The organism is Halanaerobium kushneri (assembly GCF_900156285.1).
Taxonomy (GTDB): Bacteria; Bacillota; Halanaerobiia; order Halanaerobiales; family Halanaerobiaceae; genus Halanaerobium; species Halanaerobium kushneri.
On sequence record NZ_FTNC01000003.1, the window covers coordinates 78,034 to 98,362 of the forward strand.

Genomic DNA, 20,329 nt, shown 5'->3' on the forward strand with positions numbered 1-20,329 from the left:
TTAGACTAAAAAAAGTAAGGAAGTATTTATTATGACAAATGAAATGGATGTTATTTATAATAATTATGTTGCAAATGAAAAATTAAAAAATGGAACTAAATATGAAAAATTAGCTGCTATTGTTTTTAAAGTATTAAACGAGCAAGATGTTGTGATGCATGATTTGCGTTTGCGGGGGGAAGGTAAAAAAACAAAGCATCAAATAGATATTACTATTGAAAAAGAAAATACCAAAAGAAGGATTTTAATTGAATGTAAAGATTATAGTAAAGTGGTCGGATTGGGGATTATTAGAAATTTTTTTGGTGTGATTGCCCAAATAAAACCAGATAATGCTTTTGTTGTTACAACTAAGGGATATACAAAAGGTGCAGTTGATTTTGCTACTGATGAGAATATTAAGTTGTTGATATTAAGAAAATTTGAAGAGGACGATTGGAAAAATAGAATTAGAGAAATAAACATTCAGGTAAGTGCAAAAATAATGGGAACTCCTACAATAAGCAGATGGGTGCCTGCCAATAAAAAAGAACTAAAAAAAATACAAAGAGCTATAGCCAATCACGAAGGAGAAGAAATATCATTAAATACATCAAAAACCTATTTCTATAATTCTAATGGAGAAAAAAGGAATAATTTTCAAAAAATATTAAAACCTATATTTAATTCTTTTGAAAGAAAAACTGATGAAAAATCAGAAGGCTTCTATGAATTTGATGAAACTAAATATATAAAAATGTGTGGAGTTTTATTTGGAATAAAAGGATTTGAATATGAATTTGATAGTCATGAAATTAATTTTAATACTATTATTAATCAAGGCAAAAAAATAGCTATTTTAATATTATATAGTGTGTTAAATGATTTAGATGAAGTTATATTTGATAAAGATTTAGAAGAATGGACATTTAATGATGATGGCAGAGTAATTACAAAATGAACCATTGAAATATACATAGCAACTTTTTACTTTGGCTAACAGCAAGGTTTAAGATTTAGTTCCTATTTCGCTATATTCAAATTCATTAGGTAAGTGCAGTCGACTAAATCTTATGAACTTCTTAATTTAGAAGATATTAGAATACCAGAAAGTTTAGTGCTTATAGTAGAGAAAGATAAAATGTGAATGTCAAGCATTTCAGCCAGGCTAAGAAGAGTAGTGAGAAGTGATAAAGAACTTTAGTCAATTTATAAGCAATTTAAATAATTTTTAATGCTTTATCTCTAAGTCAAGCTGCTATGCAACTAAAGGGACATAGTGTTGAGGTGGGGTAGAGGTTTAAAGTGAATATAAATAATATATATAAATTAGTTTTTTATATTTAAATCTCGAGAGAGGTTTTGATGTAAAAAACTATTTTTTTATGGTTAAAGGTTATTATATATAGAAATCAATTGGTTTATTTAATAAGGTCTATTTTTTAGTCTACAAGCATTTAATATAGTATTCTAGTTATTAATTTTATGGATTGGGCGTGAATTAACTTGTGAAAAACAGAGTTAGCGAAGAAGAAAAAAAAGAAACTGAAAAGTATTTAAAGACAACTGCTAAGCAATCATCAGTAGTATTTTTTGGGAGATTTTTAGGTTATATACTTGGATTTTTTGTTAATTTTATTCTTGCTAGATTATTTGGTGCTAGAATATTTGGTCAATATTCTATTGTTAAAACAGTTGTAGATGTTATTGTTGTTTTTTCAGTTTTAGGTTTAGATAATGGAATTATTAAATATGTTCCAATATATAGAAGTGATAACAAAAAAGAAAAAGTCATAGAAGTTTTGAGGATATCTTTTGTTTTTTGTATGGTTTTTTCTTTTATTAGTTTGGTAGGAGTTATTATATTTAGACATATAATTGCTAATAATATTTTTCAGGACAACAATTTGGTTTTAGCTTTTCAATATGGGGCTTGGTTAATTATCCCATTTGCTTTAAGAAGAATTTTTAATAGTGTATTTTTAACTTTAAAAAACATTAAATACTATGTTTATTCAGTTGAAGTGATAAGACGACTTTTAATTATTGTTATTTTACTCATTTTATATTATTTTGATTTATTGAATATAAAATATATAATAATTGTTATTCTTTTAATAGAGATCATAAATATTTTTTATCTTGTTAAAAAAATAAATGTTTTTAATATAAATATTAAAAACATTTTAAATATAAAACTTACATATGATAATAATGAATATAAAAATTTAAGAAATAAATTACTTAAATTTTCTACAACGGTTATTTTTATACAAGTTATTTTTTATCTTTTAAATAAAGTTGATAGAATAATGCTGGGAATTTATAAGACTTCTAATGTTGTTGGAGTTTATAGTACAGCAGCTTCAATAACAATATTATTGACTTTTTTTCTGAATGCTACAAGTATGTCTTTTTCTCCGATAATATCTGAGCTATATCATAAACAAAATATTAATTTATTAGAAAAATTATATTCAGCGATTACCAAATGGGTTATAATACTTTCTATGCCAATATTAATAAGTATATTTTTTTATGCCGAAGATATAATGCTTTTTTTTGGAGAAGAATATTTATTAGGAACTTCAACTTTAATAATATTAGCAATAGCTCAATTTATAAATGCTGCTACAGGTGCCAATGGTTATTTAATGAATATGTGTGGTTTAGAAAAGGTTTCACTAAAAAATGATGTTCTGATGTTAATTTTTAATATTATTCTAAATATATTATTAATACCTAAATATGGCATACTAGGTGCGGCAATTGCTACTTCATTATCAGTAATTGTTTTTAACTTATTTAAATTATTTAAGGTTAATCAAATTTTAAACATTAATCCCTATAATTTTAATTATACTAGTATATTAATTAGTTTGGTAATTGTTATTATTATGAATAATTATTTTGAAAAATATTTTAATATTAATATTATCTTAGTTTTTTTTATAACATTAATATCAATGTTGATTTTTATTTTAATCGCCTTTACTTTAAGGGATGAGATGGATGATTTTATTTTTGAAAAAATAAAATCTAAATTCAAATTATAATTTCATTGCTTGAATAAATTATTTGGATTTAAATTTAATTTAAAAGAGGGATTTTATTGAATAAAGTATTGAAAGCACGCATTTCTGTTATTACATTATTTGATTTGTATTATATAATTGGTTTAATAATTTATAATTATGGTCCTATTTCTTGGCCTAGTAAAAATAAATTTATTTTAAATTTTTTTCTGGTTAGTATTTTTTTATCGATTAATTTTGGCTATTTAATAAATTTTTATACAAATATTAATTCAAATAAAATTAAATTCAATTTTGAAAAAACATATAACATTTCAAAGATTTTAGTTACTTTTTTTAATATGATTTTAATTTATAATATTTTAAATTCTTCTGAAGTTTCTATTTTTTATACATTATCTCAAAACTATTTTTCTTATAATTCTAATATTAGAACACAATTATGGTTCAAGTTGTTATCATATTATAAAATTTTATTAGCTTTTTTCATTTATATATATTTTCCACTTAGTTTTTTTAATTTTTATAAATTAGAAAGAAAAGATAAAATGCTATTTTTTTTAAATATAGGTTTAACCATTTTGTTGTTTATACATAATGGTACTGTTAATATAATTTTTAATTTGATCATAATTTTTTTATTAGTATTATTTATTAAATTAAATAAAAAAATCAATAAAAAAAATTTTTTGATAGGAATTTTAATCATATTTCTTTTGATAAGTTTTATAGCTGTTTTTTATCAAGTTCAAAAAAGTAGATCTTATTCAACGATGGAAACAAATAAGTATTATGAATTAAATGACAATTTTTCATCTCTTAAATCATTTTCTAGTGATATATATTTTTTGTTTGTTAAATTAGCGAATTATTTAACTCAAGGGATTCATGGATTAGATGTAACTTTTTCTCTTGATAGTAATTTTACTTATTTTGTTGGGTTTTCCGATTTTCTTTTAAATAATTTTTCGGATTATATAGATTCAAATGTTTTTGAAAGCTCATACCAATATAAAATATCAAAAACTGGATGGCCAGTTGGTGCAAAGTGGATAAGTATATTCCCTTATTTATTTAATGATCTTGGAGTTATTTTTACACTAGTTTTATTTTTTTGGATTGGGTTTTACTACAATAAAACTTTTGCTCAAGTTTTAATAAATAAATGTGAAATATCTTTTTTAATATTTTTGAAATTAACTTTTCTTTTGTTATTTATTTTTTCAAATAATTATATTTTTCAAAGTGGATATAATTTTGTTTCTAGTATTATAATTTTTGGATATTATTTTTTTTATGATTTATTTGTAAAAAACAAAATAGGAATGGGGGGTTAATAATTGAATATAGCTTTAATTGGAGCATTAAAATTCCCTTATGGAAGTTCAACTGCATCTAGATATAGATTTTTATTTAATGAAATAGTTTCTAGTGATAACCAAATTGATATATATAATCAATATCCAAATTATTTAACTGATAATCCATCGAGTTATGGAGAAATCAACATATATAATAATAGAATAATGAGATCTAGTAATTTTATTATAAGAAAATATCATTTATATAAATCATCCTTTGAGGTAATTAAGAAATTCGAAAAAAATAATAAAGAAAAGCAATATGATATAATTTGGACATTTTCAAATTTCATCTTTCATTCCCTTCCAATCATTTATTTATCTAAAAAACATTCTATACCTGTAGTTAATGAGATTATGGATTGGTTTTCAGAAAATGAATTTAGTTTGAAATATTTTGACCCACATTTTTTTGATCATACAATACAGATGAAATTCCTAAACAACTTTTTTTGGGATGGAATTATAGCAATAAATTCAAACATAAAAGAATATTATGGAAATCAAAATTGCTGTGTTATACCATCAATTGGAAATTTTGATAATTCTCCAAAAGTTGATTTAGAAATTAATCCAAAAGAGATTAAGTTTGGATATTTTGGGACTCCGTCATATAAAGATGGTGTTTTAGAAATGGTTAAGGGGTTTGAACTTTTTAATAAGAATAAAGGACATAAACTAATTATTGCTGGACAAGATAACAGGGGGTACTTAAATAATATAAAAAAATATATTAAGCAAAATAATTTACACGAGTTTATTGAATTAAAGGGGTTCATACCTCAAGAAAAACTTTTAGAAAAATTTAAGGGAGTTAATGTATTAGTATTAAATAGACCAATTCAAAAGCTTAGTAATTTTAGCTTTCCTCAAAAAGTGGCTGAATATCTAATGTTAGGAAAGCCAATTATTATTACTAATTTTAATGATATAAATCATTATTTTGACCATAAAAAAAATGCTTATATAATTGATTCAAATAGACCTAAAAGCATACTCAGAGCTTTTGAATATTTTGAAAAAAACTTTAATGAAATAACTAAGATGCAAAAAAGTGCTTTTGAAATAGGAAAAAATATTTTTTCAGCTAAAAAAAATTCTGAAAAAATATTGAAATTTTTCGCAAAAGTTATAAATAATTATAAACAATAGACTCTTTGTTAATTCAAAGAAAGGAATGATAATATAGTGTTCAAAAACAAAACATTATTAATAACAGGTGGTACAGGTTCCTTTGGTAATGCAGTCTTAAAAAGATTTTTAGATACAGATATTGGAGAAATAAGAATCTTTTCTCGTGATGAAAAGAAGCAGAATGATATGCGAAAAAAATATAAAAATAATAAAATAAAGTTCTTTATTGGTAATGTAAGAGATGAAAATAGCTTAAGAGATGCAATGCATGGAGTAGATTATATCTTTCATGCTGCAGCTTTAAAACAGGTTCCTTCCTGTGAATTCTTTCCAGTAGAAGCTGTAAAAACAAATATTTTAGGAACCAATAATGTACTTAATGCTGCTGTAGAAAGTGGTGTAGAAAAGGTTATCTGCTTATCCACTGATAAAGCAGCTTATCCTATCAATGCTATGGGAATCTCTAAGGCTATGATGGAAAAAGTATTTGTAGCTAAATCACAAAAATTATCTACAGAAGATACAGTTATCTGTGGTACTAGATATGGTAATGTAATGGCTTCCCGTGGTTCAGTAATTCCTTTATTTATCAAACAGATAAAAGATGGTGATCCAATCACTGTAACCAATCCAGATATGACAAGATTTTTAATGAAATTAGAAGAAGCAGTTGAATTAGTGCTCTTTGCCTATGAGAATGCTGAAGCCGGAGACATCATGGTCCAGAAAGCGCCAGCCTGTACAATTGGAGATCTTGCTCAGGCAATTAAAGAATTATTTAATGCTGATAACGATATCAAAATAATCGGTACCAGACACGGAGAAAAATTATTTGAAACTTTACTTACTAAAGAGGAATATTTAGTAGCAGAAGATCTTGGCGGCTTCTATAGAGTGCCAGCTGATACCAGAGATTTAAATTATGATAAATATTTTGTAGAAGGAGAAGAAGAACTTTCGGGTAATAAAGAATATAATTCTCATAATACAAAGAGGTTAACTGTTGGAGAAATAAAAGAAAAATTATTAGAACTTGATTATGTACAAGATGAATTAAATAATTGGCCTGAATAAAGGAAGGTTGATCTTTAATGAAAATATTAGTAACAGGTTCAGAAGGTTTTGTCGGTAAAAACTTAAGATCTGAATTAAAAAATAGAGGTTATGAAGATATATTCTCTTATGATAGAGAAACAGACGAAAAACTTTTAGATAAATATACTAAAGAATGTGATTTTGTCTATCATCTGGCTGGTGTTAACCGACCAGAAAATTATGAAGAATTTATGAAAGGTAATTATGGTTTTACTTCTAAAGTTTTAAATCTATTAAAAAAACATAATAACCAGTCACCAGTATTAATTACTTCTTCCATCCAGGCTAAATTAGATAATCCCTATGGTAGAAGTAAAAAAGCAGGAGAAGAAGTTATCTTTGAATACGGCAGAGAAACAGGAGCAGAAGTTTATGTTTATCGACTGCCTAATCTTTTTGGCAAATGGTCAAGACCAAACTATAATTCAGTTGTAGCTACTTTCTGTCATAATATAGCTAATGACTTAGAAATTGAAGTACATGATCCAGAAGTAGAATTAACTTTAGCCTATATTGATGATGTAGTCGAGCAGTTTATTAATGCTTTAGATGATCAAGTAGTTAAAGAAGATAAATACTGCAAAGTACCAGTAACTCATGAAGTTAAACTTTGTAAATTAGCAGAACTAATAAAAAGCTTTAAAGAAAGCAGAGAAAATCTTTATTTACCTGATATGGGAGATGAATTCACTAAAAAATTATACAGTATGTATTTAAGTTATCTACCAGAAGATAACTTTTCTTATGATTTAACAATGCATCAGGATGAAAGAGGCTCCTTTACAGAGATGCTGAGAACTGAAGATAGTGGTCAGATTTCTATTAATGTATCTAAACCAGGTATAACTAAAGGTAACCACTGGCATCATACTAAAAATGAAAAGTTTTTAGTAGTCAGCGGACAGGGAATTATTAGATTTAGAGATATTTATTCTGAGGAAGTAATAGAATATGAGGTAAGTGGAGATAAATTAGAAGTAGTAGATATCCCAACCGGATATACCCACAATATAGAAAATACAGGAGATACAAATATGGTGACAGTAATGTGGGCAAATGAATGTTATGATCCAGATAATCCTGATACATACTTTTTGGAGGTTTAATTAAATGGATAAGTTAAAAGTAATGACTATTATAGGTACCAGACCTGAGATAATACGTTTATCTGAGGTTATAAAAGCCTGTGATAGATATTTTAATCATCACTTAGTACATACAGGTCAGAATTATGATTATGAGCTAAATGAAGTCTTTTTTGAAGAACTGGGCCTAAGAGAACCAGATCATTTTTTAGAAGCTGTAGGAGATCATTTAGGAGATACTATTGGTAATATAATCTCAAAATCTTATGAGCTTTTAGCTGAAGAGATGCCAGATGCTCTTTTAATCTTGGGTGATACAAACTCAGCTCTCTGCTCTATAGCAGCTAAAAGATTAAAAATACCAATTTTCCATATGGAAGCTGGTAATAGATGTTTTGATCAGAATGTACCGGAAGAAATTAATAGAAAGATTGTAGATCATATTTCAGATATTAATCTACCATATACAGAACACAGTCGCAGATATCTTTTATCAGAAGGTATCAGAAAAGAACATATTTTTGTAACTGGTTCCCCAATGACAGAAGTAATAAAAAAACATAAAGATAAAATAGAAAACAGCAATGTCTTAGAAGAATTAGATCTTGAAAAAGACAATTATTTTCTTGTTTCAGCTCACCGAGAAGAAAATGTAGATAATGAAGAAAACTTTTTATCTTTGATGAATGCTTTAAATGATATTGCAGAAAAATATCAGATGCCTATTGTTTACTCCACTCATCCCAGAAGTAAAAAAAGAATAGAAGAAAGAGGTTTTGAATTTCATCCTTTAGTTAAACAGCTCAAACCTTTTGGTTTCTTTGATTATAATAAGCTGCAGTTAAATTCTTTCTGTACTTTATCTGATAGTGGAACCCTTTCTGAAGAATCAGCTATTTTAGGTTTTCCGGGAGTTTTAATTAGAACTTCTACAGAAAGACCGGAAGTTTTAGATAAAGGTACAGTTGTAATTGGTGGGATAAATGAAAAAGATATAGTTCAGGCTGTTGATTTAAGCAGAAACATGAAAAAGAATGATGAACAAACTTATTTAGCTGATGATTATCAGGATGATAATGTTTCAATTAAGGTAGTTAAGCTTATTCAGAGTTATACTAAAATTATTGATGATGTTGTCTGGAGGAAAGGATAAATTTAGATGAATATAATGGTATTTGATGTACCAGCAGAAAGTGGAGGGGCATTATCAATATTAAATGATTTCTATCAAGAAGTTATTGAAAATGATGATAAAAATATAAACTGGATTTTTGTTTTGAGTAAGCCAGAATATAAAGAATTTGATAATATTACAGTTTTGAATTTTTCCTGGGTGAAAAAAAGCTGGTTTCATCGTTTATATTTTGATCATTTTGTGGCTCCTAAATTGGTGAAAAAATATAACATAGATAAGATATTTTCCTTACAGAATGTAATAATTCCTAAAACTGATGTTGAACAAATATTATATGCTCATCAACCTCTTCCTTTTTCTGGATATAAATTTAATATAAATGAAAATTTTAAATTTTGGATTTATCAAAATTTAATTAGTAAAAAAATATATAATTCTATAAAACTAGCTAACAAAGTCATTGTTCAGACTAATTGGATGAAAAAAGCATGTACAGAAAAAGCAGATGTTAAAAGTGACAAGATAGATGTGATTCCACCTAAAATTAATTTAAATATAGAAAATACTTTTGATAAAAATAATAAAATAAAAACTTTTTTTTATCCCGCTGGTGCAAGTTATTATAAAAACCATAGATTAATTATTGAGGCATCTAAATTGTTAGAAGCTAGCAATATTAATGACTATAAGATTATTCTTACTCTTAATGGAAATGAAAACAAAAATATAAAAGAATTATATAAAGAAGTAAAAAAATATAATTTACCAGTTGAATTTGCTGGAAGACTTGAAAGAGATGAAGTCTTTAATTTATATACTAAGTCTTATTTGCTATTTCCTTCTTACATTGAAACATTTGGATTACCGATGTTAGAGGCAAAACTCCACAAAACTATAATTTTAGCATCAGATAAAGCTTTTTCTCACGAAATTTTAGATGATTATGAGAATGCTTATTTTTTCGATCCTTTTGATGCTGAAGAATTAATGAAATATATGAAGAAATTACTTGTTGGAGAAATAAGCTATAAAAAAGTTAATTCAGTATCTAAATCAAATAACAATAGTTTATACTCAGAAGTAATTAAGAAACTCAACTAAAATTTAAAAGAGGTTAGAGAATGAATATACTATCACTTTTTATTACATATCCAAGTAAAGCTGACAACCATACAATGTTTAAACAATTTACAAGTAAATTAGTAGATGAAGGACATAATGTATATGTTGTCACACTTCAAGAAAGAAAATATAATGAACCTACAAAATTATTTGAAGAAAATGGAGTTAATGTTTTAAGAGTAAAGACAGGAAACTTTTTTGACACTAACTTTATTGAAAAAGGAATTACAATGCTATCTCTGGGTTATTTATTTAAAAGAGCAGTGAAAAAATATTTTTCAGATATTAAATTTGATCTGCTTATCCATTCCTCTCCACCTATAACTTATACTCCTTTAATAAAATATATTAATAAAAGAGATAATGCTGAATCGTATTTAATCTTAAGAGATATATTTCCTGATAATGCTGTAGATCTTGGAGTAATAAATAAAGGCTTGATTTATAAAGTTTTTAAATGGATGGAAAAGAAGCTTTATTCATATAGTGATCATATAGGCTGTATGTCAGATGCTAATATTGATTATGTATTAAAACATAACCCAGAAGTTGATAAAGAGAAAATGCATATTTTAAGAAACTGGTCTGATTATAAAGAAAAAATTAAAGTTGATAAAGAAGCTATTAGAGCAAAATATGGTTATAGTTCAGATGATTTTATAGCGGTTTTTGGTGGTAATATGGGTAAAGCCCAGGGATTAGGGTTTATCCTGGATGTAGCAAAAGAAATAAAAAATGATGATATTAAATTTTTATTTGTTGGTCGAGGCATTGATAAGGAAAACTTAAAAAATAGAGTTGAGACTGAAAAAATTAATAATGTTAGAGTCTTTGATTATGTTCCAAAAAGTGAATATGAAAAATTAATAGCAGCCTGTGATCTTGGAATTGTTAGTTTACTTAACCAGTACACAATACCAAATATACCTTCTAAAACTGTTGATTTTTTCAAATTGGGTTTACCTATTATAGCTTCTATAGATGAAAATACTGATTATGGAGACATACTAGAAAATCAGGCACAAGCTGGACTGTATTCTATTCATGGAGATAAAAAAGAATATATAACTAATTTAAATAAAATTGTAAATAGTAAAGGATTACGGGAAGAGATGTCCAGAAATGCAAGGGATTATTATGAAGAATATTTAACTACTAAAAATGCAGTTGACACAATTATGAATCAGGTTTCATTGGGGGAATAATTTTGGATAATTTTAATTTTAAACCAGTTATAATAATTGGAGCAGCCAGATCAGGTACAAATATGTTGAGAGATGTATTAACATCTTTAGATGATTTTTCTACCTGGCCCTGTGATGAGATAAATTATATCTGGCGTTATGGTAACCGAGAACGAGAAGATGATGAATTTACAGCAGAGGATGTGAATTCACAAAATAAAGCTTATATTAGAAATGAATTTAAAAAATTACATAATAAATACAATACCTATTATATAATAGAAAAAACATGTGCTAATTCTCTGCGGGTGGATTATGTAAATGAAATAATACCGGAAGCAAAGTATATTCATATTTATAGAGATCCTGTTGATGTTAGTGCTTCTGCCAAAAAAAGGTGGAAAGCACCATTGGATTTAAAATATATCTTAAAAAAAGCAAGATATGTACCTCTGAAGGATATTCCTTATTATGCTTTTAAATACTTTAAAAATAGAATTAAAAGATTTACAAATAAGGAGAAAAAACTTGAATACTGGGGACCTAAGTTCAAAAACTTCAAAAATACAATAGCCGGTAAATCTTTAATAGAAATTTCTGCAATTCAGTGGCAGAAAAGTGTTTCAAACTCTTATAATTCTTTTTCTAAGCTAAATAAAGAAGTACATCATATTGCTTACGAAGATTTTGTAGCAGATCCATCAGCTGAACTAAAAAATATAATTGAATTTATAAATCCAGAATTAATAGATGAGCAAAAAATTAAAGCAGCTGTTCAAAAAGTAAGTGATAGAAGTGTTGGTAAAGGATACAGAGAACTTTCTGAAGCTGAAGTTAAAACTATTAAAGAAATAAGTGATGATGCTTATAATAGAGTTAAGAGGCTTGCAGATGAATAACAAAAAATTTTATCTAAAATACATTTTTGATTTCATAGTGGCTTTAATAGGTTTTATAATTACTTCTCCTATTATATTGATTAGTTATCTAGTAGCTTTTATAGAAACAGGAGAGAGTGGTTTTTTTACTCAAAAAAGAGTTGGTAAGGATAGTCAGATATTTAAAATTATAAAAGTAAAAACAATGAAATCCGATACTGATTTAAAAACAAATGTGACGACTGATAAAGATCCTAGAATAACAGCTTCCGGCAGGTTTTTTAGAAAGACTAAGATTGATGAGCTGCCGCAGTTAATAAATATTTTAAAAGGTGAAATGAGTTTTGTTGGTCCAAGACCTGATGTACCAGAAATTATTAATACAATGGGTGAGGAAGAAAAAGGAATTATTTTATCAGTCAGACCAGGTATTACAGGACCTGCATCTTTAAAATATGAAAATGAAGAAGAAATATTAGCTGCAAAGGATAATCCAGAAAGATATAACAAGGAAGTTATTTTTCCGGACAAGGTTAGAATCAATAAGGAATACATAGAGAACTATTCTTTTTTTAAGGATATATATTATATTTTAAAGACAATATTTTAAAATAAAATATTTGATTTATTTATTGCTCTCACTTGAATTATTAAATTTAGTGGGAGCTTTTTTATTTTATTATAAATATTTTCGAAATTAAATTTTTATAGACTTCAAGATCTTCCCTGAAGTTTCATATATTTTTTCTGTTAAATTAAAACTGCACCAGTTATTATGGAGTAATGTTACGTTAATTTTGCATTTGACTAATTAATAAATGCTAAATGCAAACAATAAAACGTGTAATATCAAAATAAAAACTTATATTTATGAAAAAATAATTAAAATAAAGAGATAATAGCAGATTAATAGCGAAAAAATTTTGTAAAAAAAGATTATAAATGATATAATTTAGGCAAGAAAAGAAAAAAGGAGTGTTTTATGATGGGTTTTGAGTGGTTTGATCCAGAAATAGGTATGCCAATGGTATCAATTGCGGATTATGGAATTACTTTTAGTAAATCAGCAGTGAAGATTCTTGGAAGACCTGAGTATGTAGCATTAGGCTTTGATAGAGAAAATAAAAGGATAGTTGTTAAGGAAGTTGATGAAGACTACAAAAATAAAATACCGTTTATTGATAAAGAACGAAATGGCTATGTTCGCATAAATAACAGGGATTTTGTTAGGTTTGTTATGAAGTTTTTACCAGAGGTTAATTTTTCTTCTAAAGCTACGAGATTTTTAACTTATTATGATGAAGAAGAAGAGATGTTAGTTATAGAGATGACTCGTCCATTAGATGCAGATGAACAAAATGAAAACGAAAAAAGCGATGAAAAGTAATACTAACGCTATAAAAATAAAACATAAAAACAATGTATTAATAATCGGAAACCAATTAAATTTAAATTCTATAATTACGCAGAACAAAAAATAAAGTATATAGTTTGCGTTAACGCAAAAAAAGTGGTATAATATAAAAAAGGTTAGAGATACCACCTCTAACCTTACTCTTGCTTGACGGCTTTACTAAGAGAAAGCCCAAGCATATACCGGAAATGTTTCTCGGTACAAATATATTATTATGTTGTATATATTGTAACATAAAAGGTGTAGGTGTTGCAAGAAGTTTCGCTCTTAGAGAGAGGAGATTAATTCTTATTCAGTGATGTCTCAAGTCAGAAATAAAGAATGAGGTCTGAGCCGAGACAGTTCCTTAAATATTTTAAAAAGGAGTTTTTAATAAATGGATAAGAAGAGAAAAAACAAAGGCAATACAGGTAATAACGGTAACGATAAAGGCAAAGGTAACCGAAATCAAGAAAAAAACAAGAATAAAGACAAGAAGCAAGAAAGAAGCAGAAAGCCAGGAAAATCACATGCAGTATTCTATGAATAAGAGTGTTGTGGATGATTTAAAAACCAAATTCGGCCCCGTTGAATTTCATACGGGGCCTTTTAAAACCTTTCCTGGAAACTGGTTTTTATTAGAGTTAAAGCCTATGCCGTTAAATAGCGAGATAAAAGATGTAGCTTCTGATATATGTAGAAATGGTAGCGTAAAGGTTAATAAGGGAAAAGTAAAACATCATTTGGATAATTGTGATCGAGAGAGTCATAGTTTTTCATCTAAATTGAGACATGTTGAAAAAATTATTAGTGATTTAAAAGATGAAAAATATTATATTGCTGTTCACCCTGGAGATAAAAATATATTAAATGGCCAACCTATTGCTATTTCAATTAAGCCAGAAATTAATTATATTAAATATCCCGATCACCCTCATTTAAATACTGGGGCAAAGGATGTTTCAATGGAGGGCTTCAATTTTCATCTTCCGGATTCCTTATGTTATACAGATAATCCTAAGCAATTAGGAACAGACATGGTAGATAGAATGTTATTTGCTTTTGATTTGATTACTATATGGTTATTTAGACATCAGATTTGGTTAAAAACTAGAGAAGTTTATGGAAAAGGTACCTGGATAGGACCTGAAGCAGCAAGTTTTCCACCGTATATTTATCCAAAGATATTAAATCCTCTTGGTAAGTGTAGATGTGGAAAGAACAAAAAATATGGAAATTGTCATAGACCTTATGATATAAAAAAGCTGAGGAAAAAGGCTAAACAAAATAATAGAATTAATTTAAAGCATCAGACGTATGGGTCATGGAAAAAAAATATTTATAACCCTCAAAGAAAATCGCTAAAGGTACTAAAAAATATACTGCTCTAAATTTTAAGGCATTAAAGCATTGACATTCACAACATGTTTTAATGCCTTATTATTTTATAATTGAATTTCAACAAAAAATGTTGATATGGAGGAAGTAATGAGTGATACAAGTTTTAAAAATATCAAATTAAATCTTGGCCATGATTTTGAAAAGAATACAAAGGGCTCTATTATTGGTGCTGATCAGTATAAACCTGACATTTCAATAATTAATAGTAAAGAAAAAGTTGTTTGTGTTATAGAATCATCAAGTACAGGCGATAGAAAAGTTCATATTGGAGAAATGTTTCAAAGTCACAAATTTTATTGTGATCAAGAAACAACGGGTGACCTTATAATATCTTTAGCTGGTAATAGTAAAAATTCTCCTAGGCCTGATACATCTTATAAATATTTAAAGCCTTATTTTGACTTTATTAAAAAAGAATCCAAATTTGGGTTAAAAAGAGTATATTTAATTGAACAAGATGATTTCATGAAACTTCAAAATGGTGGTGTAAAATTATTAGGTGAAAAATTCATTAATAAATGCACAACACTAGATTAGTGAAAATATTTTAATTTAAAGTTTAAATTTTTGATTCGAATATTTTTTTAGTTCTGCTAAATAATATGTCCGATATTTATTATATTGGTGAAAAGAAAAGTTTTTGCTAAACGAAAAACGACCAGCTGCTAATTGAAATCTGTACCACTGGATTAATTATAAATAAATTTGAGAAAACTTTCACTTTATTGCAGGAAAAATTATAGTCTTAAAATTCCACTTTATGTTTTAAAATCAATTATCACCAGATCAAAGCGCAGCAATTATTTAAAACAGAAATCAAAGAAAGTATATTTAGCTGAAGAAACTGAAAGGAAAATAGATCGAGAAAATAATGAATTTATACTGGGATTACAGGAGTATCTAGAAAAAAATGATATTGAGCTCAGTTTTTCAAAAACAGCAGACAAATTAAATCAGGTGGTAAACAATAACCTCAATACCCTGACAACTTATTTAGGAGAATTTCCGGATACTAATAAAACAGGAATCAAAGAAAAAGAAGTCAAATACATTCTTAAATACTTTGAGCTACCATGCAGACGAATTAGCTCGTCCCTGTAGAGAATTAATGGAGATTTTGAGAAAACATAATTTTGAGTTTTACATATTTGATTTCACTCTGCAGGAGATAAGAAGTGTGCTGAATAATTATCAGAATTTTTATGGTAGAACACTGAGTGATTTTAGAGATAACTCTCTTTATAATAAATTGAAAAGTGAGGGCTTAACGCCCTTTGATATTAGAGAAATAGTGGGTAAATTAGAAAGTTTGTTATTAGATAAAGATATTAATATCTTTATCCCACAGAAAAAGAATTAAACAAAGAGGAAGATAAAGAACTTGATTATTCCATTATTGCCCGCTATAAAGATAATGATACAGTAGCCTATAATCATGATCTCTGGGCAATTGAATATATAAAAGAGCTTAGGAATAAAAGAGTAACTAAATTAGAAAAAACAAAAGCATTATTTTTAACCTGTGATTTAAATTTAGTGAAATATAATTTTTGCGCGGGTGGGCATAGAGATGATGGAACTCTAAATGAAGTTATTTCTACCTTTACTTTAAGTAATATTCTCTGGTTTAAAGACCCGGGGGTTAATAATGATCTTCCCTTAAATAGTGCGATTAGTATTCATGCTAACTCTTTATTTTTAGATAATGAATTTTGGAATGATTTTTATAATAAATTGGAGCTGATGAAAGAGCAGGAGATTATTGACGAAGAAGATATATCTTATCTTGCCTATAATACAAGCCTGGAAAACACTCTGGCAGATTTAAATGATAATCAGAAGGAGATAAAAGAGGATCAGATAATAAAGATCATCGAGGATTCCAGGCAAAAATATAAGGATAAGGAAGTGCAAATTGCAGCTGAAGCCAGGGAGAATGATAAAATAAAGGCTGAAAATGAAAGGTTAAATGAAAAAGTTGACTGCTCCTGCTGAAATTACAAGATTTTGGTGGGAGTTTTTTGTGTGAGGGGTGGGTAGGTGATTTCATAAATTTATGGGGAAGGCTTTTATGCAATAAATATGATTTATATTAATAAATTTGATAATTCGTAAAAGGATTTAGGGGAGTTATATTGAAATGTAAATATAACAGCAATTCAATCAGAAAATTTCTTAGTAATATAGAAGGTGATCTTTTGCCAATAAGTAGAATAAAAATTAAAAATTGTATTTCTTTAAAAGACATAGAAATAAATTTAAAGAATTCTAATTGTTTACTTGGCGAAAACGGTACTGGTAAGAGCAATTTATTAAAAACTATTTATTATTATTATAAAAAGCTAACTGATGAAAAAGTTGATTTCACAATACGAGATAAAGAAAATTCATATAATCAGTATTCTGAAATTAAAGTTACTTATGATCTTAGTAATTTCAAGAACATATTATTAAATAATTTTTTTAGGAATGAGTTTTCCTATTCACATAGTTATTTAAATAAGATATCTAAATTTATTAATCAGAATGCAACAGATAATAAAATTACTGTTGTCATGAAAAAATATAAAAAAGAATATCCAACATGGAATTATAGTTATGAAGAAAGAAAAATGTTACAAAAACTTTTTCCTGTCTATTTTTTACACTGTAAAAATATCAATGAGAAAAAATGGATGGAATTATGGAGTATGATTAATGATCTAAATAAAATTTCAATGGATTCAAAAAATAAGATTAATTCAACCCTGGAAACTATGTTGAACGAAGATGAAATAAATAAACAGTTCCAATTTATAAGAGAGGAATTTAAAAAGAGTAATATTAGTGTTGAAGAATTTAATATAAAAGAGGTTTTTAATCATTTATACCAATTATATCTTGGCGGAAGGAAGTTTAATATAGATGATAGAGAACTTGATTTTTCTTCTGAAGGAATTACTTCTTATAATTATATGACTTTCTTTTTGAGTCTGGCAAAACGTATTTCTGATAAAAAGTTAAAAGAACCCTTATTAATTTTTGATGAACCTGAGTTAAATCTTCATCCTTATTATATTGATCAATTAAATTATAAAATGGTGGATGTATGTAATGAAAAATTAAGATTAGTTTTAGCTACACATTCACCAAGGGTAATAAAAAATATTATTCGTTCAGAAATTGATTATAATCTATATCATTTTAATTTTGAAAATAAATATTCTGATATGAAAAGAATGAAGCCTATCTTGAAAAACACTAAAAGTTATCATAAAATAACAGTTACAGAAGCTAGTTTTTATTTTTCAAAAGCTATTGTGTTTCTAGAAGGAGTTACTGAAAGAGAGTTATTTACAAATAAAAATATTTTAGAATTATTTCCAAAACTAAGAAAAGTAAATTTCTACCACAATCTATCAGATTATTCGGCAGCTAGAGTTCTTTCTCCTCGAGAGAGAGGTTATAAAACACCACATTTATTTTTAGTTGACCTTGATAAAATATTAAATTATTCATATAAAAATAAAAGATTTTCTAAAAGTAAAAGTGATAAGTTTGTAAATCCTTTAACAAATGTTAATATAATAAAAAAAGAAAAGTTTTTATATGGAAAAAAACGTAAAGAGTTTTTGACTTTAAGAAACCAAATAGATAATGAATTAAATAAAGATTATAACTTTGATTTAAAATGGGGAAAAGGTGCTAATAATTATTTGAATTTAAAAAATTTAATTAAAGATTATTGTATGAGGTATAATGTTATTGTAGCTATGAATACACTTGAAGATATAATAATTAATCAGGAAAACATTTCTTTTTTTAAAGGTTGGGCTTTAGATTATAAAAACAATTTAAATATAGCGAATAAATTTCAGATTGATGATTTAACACTTTTTAGGTTATTGTTTAGTGGTAAATTAAGTAATTTACAAACTCTAGATAATAAGAAAAAACAAATAAAAAAAGTTTATAATCAATCAAATAAAAGTGTATTGGTTGATTATTATAAAAAAATTAATGAGTTGTCAGTTAATAAAACAGAATGGATAACAGAATTAATGGATTATTTTTTTGAAGAAAATATTGATAAAGAGAAAACACTATATGATAAAAAAACAAATTTTAAAAATTATTTTCCAGAGTTATTTTATATTATTGAAAAAATAGAATCTTTGTTAGTAAGATAGTAGGATAAGTAGTAATTAAACAGTTAAACTGTTTATCCCTGATGTAAATAAACATATATATTATAAGTAGCTTTTATCAAGGAGAGTGGAATACTTCTTGAGGTAGGGTTAACTGTAAAATCCAGGGGGTTTTTAATACAATTAAGTTTCATCTTCAAATTACCAAGTTTATATTTTCAGATTTGCCTCAATTAACTATTGGCGCAGAGCGAGGCTTGAGATGGTACTTATCCTATTATCTTTTTTATAGTTTTTATTTGAGGTGATGTATATCAAGATTTATAATTTAAATTATTTTTTAAAGAAAATATTAGAGATTTCAGAAGAAAAGTTAAAGAAAACTCTAACTAATAAAAAGAATGCATATTCTAAATATAAGATACCTAAGAAAAATGGTTATAGGAAAATACATTCTTTAAAAAGTGGGGATCTTTCTCATCTTCAATCTAATTTAAAGAAAAATTTTTTGGATAATATACCAATAGCAGATAATGTTTATGGATTTGTAGAAGGTTATGGTTATAAAGACTTTTTAATCCCTCATACTTATAAAAAATATTATTTGCGATTAGATATCAAAAATTTTTTTGAGTCTATCAAAACAAACAAATTGGAAATAATATTTGATTATTATATAACCGCTAGTAATGATGAAGAAAAAGATAAGATTTTAGATTATTTAATATCAATAATTTCTTTAAATGATTATCTTCCACAAGGAGCTATAACCTCACCTGCAACTTCAAATATATTTTTTAGAGAATTAGATATAAGAATTCAAAAATACTGTAAAAAACTTGGTTTTGATTACAGCAGATATGCTGATGATATTTTAATTTCTTCTAATAACGATAAGTTGCCAAAAGATTTTGTGATAAAAGCGGTAAATAAAATAGTTTCTGATAGAAAATTAAAATTAAATTATAAGAAAATAATTCGTGAGAAAAACGAAATTTCTTTAAATGGTTTTGTAGTGGGAAAGGGAATACGTTTATCAAGAAATAGGAGATATGATATTTCTAAAATAAATTTTTTATTTAAAAGTAATAAATCTGTCTCCCAATATAAATTTGTTGAATTATTAAATAATGCCAATGGTGGTTTTAAATATAGATATAAAAATAATAATGGCAAGTTTTTTTCTGATATTGATGATTTAATTAATTACTTAGCTGGTTATAGGTCATTTTTAATTAACTGGATACCTGATGAAGATAATAAATATTATAATAAACACATTAATTTACTAAATGATATTGAAGAAATTCTTTTATGGTTAAATTAGTTGTATTTATAATTTTATCTCTCATCATTATTGTTTCATTTTATTTTACTTATGAAAAATATTTTCTGGCAAA

The 20,329-nt window shown here is 26.2% G+C and carries 20 protein-coding genes; all 20 read left to right on the forward strand.

From position 1 onward, the window contains the following. Positions 1–31: 31 nt before the first annotated feature. Positions 32–940: a restriction endonuclease gene (locus tag BW929_RS03110; RefSeq protein WP_076543924.1), complete on the forward strand. Its 909-nt coding sequence runs from the start codon at positions 32–34 to the stop codon at positions 938–940. 547 nt (positions 941–1,487) lie between these two features. Further along, positions 1,488–3,035, forward strand: coding sequence for a flippase (locus tag BW929_RS03115; RefSeq protein ID WP_076543925.1), 1,548 nt, complete (start codon positions 1,488–1,490; stop codon positions 3,033–3,035). Between the two features lie 56 nt (positions 3,036–3,091). After that, a complete protein-coding gene (locus tag BW929_RS03120; protein WP_076543926.1) occupies positions 3,092–4,351 on the forward strand; it encodes a hypothetical protein in 1,260 nt (419 codons plus the stop codon). A gap of 3 nt (positions 4,352–4,354) precedes the next feature. Then, on the forward strand, positions 4,355–5,527 hold the full coding sequence (locus tag BW929_RS03125) for a glycosyltransferase (protein WP_076543927.1): 1,173 nt from the start codon (positions 4,355–4,357) through the stop codon (positions 5,525–5,527). A gap of 36 nt (positions 5,528–5,563) precedes the next feature. Next, positions 5,564–6,583 (forward strand): polysaccharide biosynthesis protein, encoded by a 1,020-nt coding sequence (locus tag BW929_RS03130; protein ID WP_076543928.1) that lies wholly within the window; start codon positions 5,564–5,566, stop codon positions 6,581–6,583. Positions 6,584–6,600: 17 nt separating this feature from the next. Further along, on the forward strand, positions 6,601–7,710 hold the full coding sequence (locus BW929_RS03135) for a capsular polysaccharide biosynthesis protein CapF (RefSeq protein ID WP_076543929.1): 1,110 nt from the start codon (positions 6,601–6,603) through the stop codon (positions 7,708–7,710). Between the two features lie 4 nt (positions 7,711–7,714). Next, positions 7,715–8,842: a non-hydrolyzing UDP-N-acetylglucosamine 2-epimerase gene (wecB, locus tag BW929_RS03140; RefSeq protein WP_076543930.1), complete on the forward strand. Its 1,128-nt coding sequence runs from the start codon at positions 7,715–7,717 to the stop codon at positions 8,840–8,842. A gap of 6 nt (positions 8,843–8,848) precedes the next feature. Next, entirely contained in the window at positions 8,849–9,925 is a 1,077-nt protein-coding gene (locus BW929_RS03145; RefSeq protein ID WP_076543931.1) for a glycosyltransferase, read from the forward strand. Positions 9,926–9,945: 20 nt separating this feature from the next. Then, complete coding sequence (locus BW929_RS03150) at positions 9,946–11,151, forward strand: glycosyltransferase family 4 protein (RefSeq protein ID WP_076543932.1); 1,206 nt, start codon at positions 9,946–9,948, stop codon at positions 11,149–11,151. A gap of 2 nt (positions 11,152–11,153) precedes the next feature. Next, positions 11,154–12,029 carry a sulfotransferase family protein gene (locus BW929_RS03155; protein ID WP_143413999.1) on the forward strand — a complete coding sequence of 292 codons (876 nt, stop codon included), beginning with the start codon at positions 11,154–11,156 and terminating at the stop codon, positions 12,027–12,029. After that, positions 12,022–12,618 carry a sugar transferase gene (locus tag BW929_RS03160; protein WP_076543933.1) on the forward strand — a complete coding sequence of 199 codons (597 nt, stop codon included), beginning with the start codon at positions 12,022–12,024 and terminating at the stop codon, positions 12,616–12,618. Before BW929_RS03155 ends, BW929_RS03160 begins: the two co-directional genes overlap by 8 nt. A 372-nt stretch (positions 12,619–12,990) precedes the next feature. Continuing rightward, positions 12,991–13,395, forward strand: a complete 405-nt coding sequence (locus BW929_RS03165) for a hypothetical protein (protein ID WP_143009692.1) — start codon at positions 12,991–12,993, stop codon at positions 13,393–13,395. A gap of 403 nt (positions 13,396–13,798) precedes the next feature. Continuing rightward, entirely contained in the window at positions 13,799–13,951 is a 153-nt protein-coding gene (locus BW929_RS15210; RefSeq protein WP_159437146.1) for a hypothetical protein, read from the forward strand. Next, the gene (locus BW929_RS03170; RefSeq protein WP_159437147.1) at positions 13,944–14,792 is read left to right on the forward strand and encodes a hypothetical protein; all 849 of its coding nucleotides are present in this window, start codon (positions 13,944–13,946) and stop codon (positions 14,790–14,792) included. Before BW929_RS15210 ends, BW929_RS03170 begins: the two co-directional genes overlap by 8 nt. A gap of 97 nt (positions 14,793–14,889) precedes the next feature. Further along, positions 14,890–15,339, forward strand: coding sequence for a hypothetical protein (locus BW929_RS03175; protein ID WP_076543936.1), 450 nt, complete (start codon positions 14,890–14,892; stop codon positions 15,337–15,339). Between the two features lie 168 nt (positions 15,340–15,507). Further along, a complete protein-coding gene (locus tag BW929_RS03180; protein ID WP_076543937.1) occupies positions 15,508–15,903 on the forward strand; it encodes a hypothetical protein in 396 nt (131 codons plus the stop codon). 76 nt (positions 15,904–15,979) lie between these two features. Next, positions 15,980–16,162: a hypothetical protein gene (locus BW929_RS03185; protein ID WP_076543938.1), complete on the forward strand. Its 183-nt coding sequence runs from the start codon at positions 15,980–15,982 to the stop codon at positions 16,160–16,162. Between the two features lie 176 nt (positions 16,163–16,338). Beyond that, the gene (locus BW929_RS03190; protein ID WP_076543939.1) at positions 16,339–16,797 is read left to right on the forward strand and encodes a hypothetical protein; all 459 of its coding nucleotides are present in this window, start codon (positions 16,339–16,341) and stop codon (positions 16,795–16,797) included. Between the two features lie 203 nt (positions 16,798–17,000). Then, positions 17,001–18,971, forward strand: coding sequence for a retron Eco8 family effector endonuclease (locus BW929_RS03195; RefSeq protein WP_234978057.1), 1,971 nt, complete (start codon positions 17,001–17,003; stop codon positions 18,969–18,971). 265 nt (positions 18,972–19,236) lie between these two features. Next, positions 19,237–20,256, forward strand: coding sequence for a reverse transcriptase family protein (locus BW929_RS03200; RefSeq protein ID WP_076543941.1), 1,020 nt, complete (start codon positions 19,237–19,239; stop codon positions 20,254–20,256). The last annotated feature ends 73 nt before the right edge of the window (positions 20,257–20,329 follow it).

Excerpts from the sequence above, each read along its gene's own strand:
- BW929_RS03110 (WP_076543924.1), top strand. The coding sequence starts at position 32 with ATGACAAATGAAATGGATGTTATTTATAATAATTATGTTGCAAATGAA.
- wecB (WP_076543930.1), top strand. The coding sequence starts at position 7,715 with ATGGATAAGTTAAAAGTAATGACTATTATAGGTACCAGACCTGAGATA.
- BW929_RS03165 (WP_143009692.1), top strand. The coding sequence starts at position 12,991 with ATGATGGGTTTTGAGTGGTTTGATCCAGAAATAGGTATGCCAATGGTA.
- BW929_RS03150 (WP_076543932.1), top strand. The coding sequence starts at position 9,946 with ATGAATATACTATCACTTTTTATTACATATCCAAGTAAAGCTGACAAC.
- BW929_RS03135 (WP_076543929.1), top strand. The coding sequence starts at position 6,601 with ATGAAAATATTAGTAACAGGTTCAGAAGGTTTTGTCGGTAAAAACTTA.
- BW929_RS15210 (WP_159437146.1), top strand. The coding sequence starts at position 13,799 with ATGGATAAGAAGAGAAAAAACAAAGGCAATACAGGTAATAACGGTAAC.
- BW929_RS03145 (WP_076543931.1), top strand. The coding sequence starts at position 8,849 with ATGAATATAATGGTATTTGATGTACCAGCAGAAAGTGGAGGGGCATTA.
- BW929_RS03200 (WP_076543941.1), top strand. The coding sequence starts at position 19,237 with ATGTATATCAAGATTTATAATTTAAATTATTTTTTAAAGAAAATATTA.
- BW929_RS03160 (WP_076543933.1), top strand. The coding sequence starts at position 12,022 with ATGAATAACAAAAAATTTTATCTAAAATACATTTTTGATTTCATAGTG.
- BW929_RS03170 (WP_159437147.1), top strand. The coding sequence starts at position 13,944 with ATGAATAAGAGTGTTGTGGATGATTTAAAAACCAAATTCGGCCCCGTT.
- BW929_RS03175 (WP_076543936.1), top strand. The coding sequence starts at position 14,890 with ATGAGTGATACAAGTTTTAAAAATATCAAATTAAATCTTGGCCATGAT.